The organism is Collinsella sp. OM07-12, from assembly GCF_003438275.1.
Lineage (GTDB): Bacteria > Actinomycetota > Coriobacteriia > Coriobacteriales > Coriobacteriaceae > Collinsella.
Window position 1 is genome coordinate 1 of record NZ_QSTQ01000039.1, and the last position, 4,979, is coordinate 4,979.

Genomic DNA, 4,979 nt, shown 5'->3' on the forward strand with positions numbered 1-4,979 from the left:
ATGAATGTGGGAGGTGTTCGGATAAAGTTGATAATCAAGGAAAGTCCATTCGGGCGATATTCGTAAACAAACGAACGTTTCTGCGCGGGTATGCCGTGGTAAAATCTCAGGCGTTATCGGAGCAACCTTACAGGAGGTTTCTTTTATGCTCGTCAACGCAGCAGACATGCTCAAGAAGGCCGAGGCCGGCAAGTACGCTCTCGGTGCCTTCAACACCAACAACCTCGAGTGGACCCTGGCCATTCTCCAGGCCGCCGAGGAGGCCAAGTCTCCGCTGATCCTTCAGTGCACCGCTGGTGCCGCTAAGTGGATGGGCGGTTTCAAGGTCTGCGCCGACATGGTCAAGGCTGCCGTCGAGGCCACGGGCGTTACCGTTCCCGTCGCCCTTCACCTCGATCACGGTTCTTACGAGGACTGCTTCAAGTGCATCGAGGCCGGCTTCACGTCCATCATGTATGACGGCTCTCACGAGGAGACCTTCCAGCTTAACCTCGACCGCACCAAGGAGCTCGTTGAGCTTGCCCACTCCAAGGGCATGTCCATCGAGGCCGAGGTTGGCGGCATCGGCGGCACCGAGGACGGCGTGACCTCCAACGGCGAGCTCGCTGACCCCGCTGAGTGCAAGCAGATTGCCGACCTGGGCGTTGACTTCCTCGCCTGCGGCATCGGCAACATCCACGGCGTGTATCCCGCCGACTGGGCTGGCCTGTCCTTCGAGCGTCTGGGCGAGATCAAGGCCCAGACCGGTGACCTGCCCCTCGTTCTGCACGGTGGTACCGGCATCCCCGAGGATCAGATCAAGAAGGCCATCTCCCTGGGCATCTCCAAGATCAACGTCAACACCGACCTGCAGCTCGTCTTCGCCAAGGGCGTCCGCGAGTACATCGAGGCTGGCAAGGATCAGCAGGGCAAGGGCTTTGACCCCCGCAAGCTCCTCAAGCCTGGTCGCGACAACATCGTTGCTCGCACCAGGGAGCTCATGGAGGAGTTTGGCTCCGTCAACAAGGCGTAAGTAGCGGTTTAACTTTCCCGCCGGAGGCCCCGTTCGCCCTACGCTTTTCCCTTGCGCTCGCCTGGCTTTGCCAGAAGTCGCGCAATGAGAAAAGCTCCGGGCGAACGGGGCCTCCTTCGTTAACTCGCTACAGGGTTACTGGGCTGAGATAATCGAATTGATACCGTTTATCGGTGTTGAGGGCTCCTTGGTCGGGGGCTTTGTTTTTATGTCGGTACAATGGGCTCAGGTTGTCGTACTACTTGGGAGTGGTTATGGCTGTTATTGATATTTTGCCTGCTGACGGGAAGGTTGTTGCCGAGGGTCCCGTTGGGTGCTCTGTTGAGGTTTGTGACGATGATTTCCGTCATCTCGATATCGGATTGCCGCCTGAGATTCTTCGTCTCAAGGATGCTGGATATCTGACACAGGCGGTTGCGGCTTGCGATCGTCTTTTGAAGCAGAATCCTGATCCCTCGTTTGCCGCCTGCGTTCGTGCCGAGCGGTATCGCATGATCGAGACGCCGCTTCATTTTTCGGTGTCGCGTGATCGGGCTATTGAGATGATCCGCGAGGAATGGCCCGAGTTTACCGATAAGCAGTTTGACGACCTGATTGACCGCAAGCGTATCGATTGGCGTTTTATCGATGGCGAGCTATTCGTCCTCGACAATTTCCTTGATTCCTTGCGCGTGTATCCCAAGGAGGTTCCGGGCCTGCGCCCCGATCCTACGGATAGCATTGCGCTACGTAACCAGATGCTCGAGGAGATGGAAACGCAGGGCGGGCTGTCTCGTACCATTACGCTTAAGGCGTGCGTGTCTGTCCCCGGGGCTTTGGAAGGAGAGGCCGTTCGCGCGTGGCTTCCCGTTGCCGCTGCCTGCCGCCAGCAGTCTCAGATCGAGATTCTTGATATGACGCCGGAGGGGGTCATTGCCCCTGCGAACGCCTTGGCGCGTACCGCTTCGTGGGTCTCCTCGACCGATCGCTCGTTCTCGGTGATCTATCGTTATCAAATCGATGCCGCTTATCACGATATCTATGGGGGTGCGCTTCCGGCGCATCCGTGTATGGACACATCGCTGCCCGAGGACATTTCCGAGGACCGTCCACACATTGCGTTCACGCCGTATCTGCAGCAGCTGACTGAGCGTGTCGTTGACGGGCTCGAGGACCAGCTCGATCGAGCTCGGGCTATCTATGATTACTTGACGCTGCATATCGACTATCGCTATCAGCCGCCGTATCTGCTTTTGGGCTCCATCGCCGATGACTGTGCGCATTCGCTTCGCGGTGATTGTGGCGTTATGGCGCTCACGTTTATCACCATGTGCCGCATTGCCGGTGTGCCCGCCCGCTGGCAGAGCGGCCTGTACGTTGCGCCCGACTCGGTGGGGCCGCATGACTGGGCGGAGTTTTATACGCCGCAGACTGGCTGGCTCAACGCCGATGTCTCGTTTGGTTCCTCGGCGCGTAGGATGGGGGAGGAATGGCGCCGCCGCCACTATTTTGGTAACCTCGATCCGTGGCGCATGGTGGCAAATTCCCGGTTCCAGGCAGGGTTTGAACCCGTCTTCGACGGTATGCGCGAGGATCCCTATGACAACCAGATGGGGGAGGTCTCGGTCGACGGTCGTGGATGCCGTCGGCGCGAGATGCTCCGTTCGGTCGAGCTCATCGAAATGCTCGAAGTTCCATTTTCGGACTAATCAACAGAAAGCTGTGATAAACTAACTCACGCATTACGTGCCCGAGTGGCGGAATTGGCAGACGCAGTGGACTCAAAATCCACCGTTGGCAACAACGTGCGAGTTCGAGTCTCGCCTCGGGCACCATACATGCAGCTGAGCGTTCAAGGGGGTCAAGGCCCCCTTTTTCGTGCCGAACTCGCGTGAGCGCGCGAAACGTTAAGCAAACAGGCCGGCGGACTGTTTGTAGCGGAGCGTGGCGAGGGCGCTATGCGCCCGAAGCCCGGGGTTTCGCAAAGCGAAAGCCCTTCGAGTCTCGCCTCGGGCACCATGCATGCACCTGCGCTTCAAGGGGGCCAAGGCCCCTTTTTCGTGTACGTAATGTGATAGCGCGCTGTACGTGTTATTATCGCCAAGGCGTTGTTCCCGCAATGCCCTAAAGAGGAACCCGAGGGTTCCCACCTTTTGGCGCCAATGAGCAGCTGACTGGTCATACAACTTAGATTCCCTTCCTCATTTCGAGGATGTCTATGTGTACGACCTGGTTGCTGAGAAGCGCCGGGTTATTTTTTTATGAATGGAGGTAGGGAAAATAGCTAAGTCTGATGACACCCGCATCAACGACGAGATCACTGCATCTTCGTGCCGTTTGATTGGCGTCGATGGCTCTCAGCTCGGCCTGTTCGCCATCCGCGATGCCCAGCGCGTCGCCGACGATCAGGGTCTCGACTTGGTCGAGATCGCTCCCAACGCGGAGCCGCCGGTCTGCAAGGTCATGGACTACGGTAAGTTCAAGTACCAGCAGGCCATGAAGGCCAAGGCCGCTCGTAAGAACCAGTCTAAGGTCGAGGTCAAGGAAATGAAGTTCCGACCCAAGATCGATGTTGGCGACTACGAGACCAAGAAGGGCCACGTTCTGCGTTTCCTCAAGAAGGGCGCACGCGTTAAGATCACCATCATGTTCCGCGGCCGTGAGATGGCTCACCCGGAGCAGGGTCTTAACGTTCTCGAGCGTCTCGCCGAGGATCTCAAGCCTTACGCTACGGTCGAGTCCAAGCCTAAGATGGAAGGCCGTAACATGCTTATGCTGCTCGCCCCGATTAAGGGCGCTTTCGATGAGGAAAAAGCGGCAAACGATACTAAGTAACTAGTGTTCTGTAACCGATTAAGGAGTATTTCATGCCTAAGATGAAGTCCCACAGCGGCACCAAGAAGCGTTTCCGCAAGACTGGTACCGGCAAGCTCATGCGCGCCAAGGCTTTCAAGAGCCACATCCTGAGCAAGAAGTCCACCAAGCGTAAGCGTGGCTTCCGCAAGGAGACCGAGATCGCCGCTGCCGACCGCAAGGTCATCAAGTCGCGTCTCGCTTAAGTTCGCGTTCCCTTTTTTCGTCTTACCGTCTAGGAGTTGATAGAACATGGCACGTATTAAGCGCGCTGTTGCCGCCAAGAAGAAGCGCCGTACCGTTATGCACCGTGCGAAGGGTTACTACGGTGCCGCTTCGCGTACTTACAAGCATGCTAAAGAGCAGGTCCAGCACTCCCTGCAGTATCAGTATCGTGATCGCCGCAACAAGAAGCGCGAGATCCGTTCTCTCTGGATCACCCGTATCAACGCTGCCGCTCGCCTGAACGACATTTCTTATTCTCAGTTCATGCACGGCCTGAAGGTTGCCGGCATTGAGCTCGACCGCAAGGTCCTGGCTCAGATGGCTTACGAGGACATCGAGTCCTTCAACGAATTGGCTGCCATCGCCAAGAAGGCTCTCGAGGCCTAATAGATTCTCTTGAATCGCTAGGGGAGTGTCGCGTTGTGCGCGGCGCTCCCTCCTTTTATCTGAAGCGCGGTTTATATTGCTAAAAGCGCGGGTAGATAGACACCTACAGGTGACCGATCTCTATATATTCCTGAACCAAAGGGTCATCATCTGATACGTGCGGAAGATTCGCACCAGTCTTTCTATTAGCTATAGAAGGCGATATATTGTGTAGGACTTGTGAAGAGTGGAATTGACGTTCCACAGGCCCCTCCGGTCTGGCAATATATCTCCTTGCCGCGCGGCCCGGTCGAACCGGATCAGCCGCCAGGCGTGCACCTTGAGAACCGGATACTGCGAGGATGGACACATTCAGTGTCGCATCCGGGCAGACATCGAACCATTTGAAATGGTCTGACTTGGATTTGTTTTTCGCAAGGCCGCCGAGAGGCGGCCCCGAGAAATTCCTTTTCCTATCAAACAGAACCATATGAATCGAACGGAACCGATCAGCGTAGAAGTTGTGAGGACCGGACGGGCTCGA

General features: G+C 56.7%; 6 protein-coding genes and 1 tRNA gene. 6 read left to right on the plus strand and 1 reads right to left on the minus strand.

Annotation, left to right across the window (positions count from 1 at the left end; translation table 11 throughout):
* Positions 1–145: 145 nt before the first annotated feature.
* The 6 genes from fba (at position 146) to rplT (ending at position 4,456) form a co-directional block, all read left to right on the plus strand.
* Complete coding sequence (gene fba / locus DXB98_RS09850; protein WP_117743995.1) at positions 146–1,012, plus strand: class II fructose-1,6-bisphosphate aldolase; 867 nt, start codon at positions 146–148, stop codon at positions 1,010–1,012.
* Between the two features lie 254 nt (positions 1,013–1,266).
* A complete protein-coding gene (locus DXB98_RS09855; protein WP_117743996.1) occupies positions 1,267–2,700 on the plus strand; it encodes a transglutaminase-like domain-containing protein in 1,434 nt (477 codons plus the stop codon).
* A gap of 39 nt (positions 2,701–2,739) precedes the next feature.
* Positions 2,740–2,826: transfer RNA gene (locus tag DXB98_RS09860), tRNA-Leu, on the plus strand.
* A gap of 430 nt (positions 2,827–3,256) precedes the next feature.
* Positions 3,257–3,826 carry a translation initiation factor IF-3 gene (infC, locus tag DXB98_RS09870; protein WP_117734493.1) on the plus strand — a complete coding sequence of 190 codons (570 nt, stop codon included), beginning with the start codon at positions 3,257–3,259 and terminating at the stop codon, positions 3,824–3,826.
* A gap of 32 nt (positions 3,827–3,858) precedes the next feature.
* Positions 3,859–4,050 carry a 50S ribosomal protein L35 gene (rpmI, locus tag DXB98_RS09875; protein WP_117734492.1) on the plus strand — a complete coding sequence of 64 codons (192 nt, stop codon included), beginning with the start codon at positions 3,859–3,861 and terminating at the stop codon, positions 4,048–4,050.
* 46 nt (positions 4,051–4,096) lie between these two features.
* Positions 4,097–4,456, plus strand: a complete 360-nt coding sequence (rplT, locus tag DXB98_RS09880) for a 50S ribosomal protein L20 (RefSeq protein ID WP_022094123.1) — start codon at positions 4,097–4,099, stop codon at positions 4,454–4,456.
* A gap of 103 nt (positions 4,457–4,559) precedes the next feature.
* Here rplT and DXB98_RS10500 read toward each other — a convergent pair.
* A partial coding sequence (locus DXB98_RS10500; RefSeq protein ID WP_233505157.1) for a hypothetical protein occupies positions 4,560–4,979 on the minus strand: 420 nt, incomplete at its 5' end.

Coding starts and splice junctions, on each gene's coding strand:
- fba (WP_117743995.1), top strand. CDS start 146: ATGCTCGTCAACGCAGCAGACATGCTCAAGAAGGCCGAGGCCGGCAAG.
- DXB98_RS09855 (WP_117743996.1), top strand. CDS start 1,267: ATGGCTGTTATTGATATTTTGCCTGCTGACGGGAAGGTTGTTGCCGAG.
- infC (WP_117734493.1), top strand. CDS start 3,257: ATGGAGGTAGGGAAAATAGCTAAGTCTGATGACACCCGCATCAACGAC.
- rpmI (WP_117734492.1), top strand. CDS start 3,859: ATGCCTAAGATGAAGTCCCACAGCGGCACCAAGAAGCGTTTCCGCAAG.
- rplT (WP_022094123.1), top strand. CDS start 4,097: ATGGCACGTATTAAGCGCGCTGTTGCCGCCAAGAAGAAGCGCCGTACC.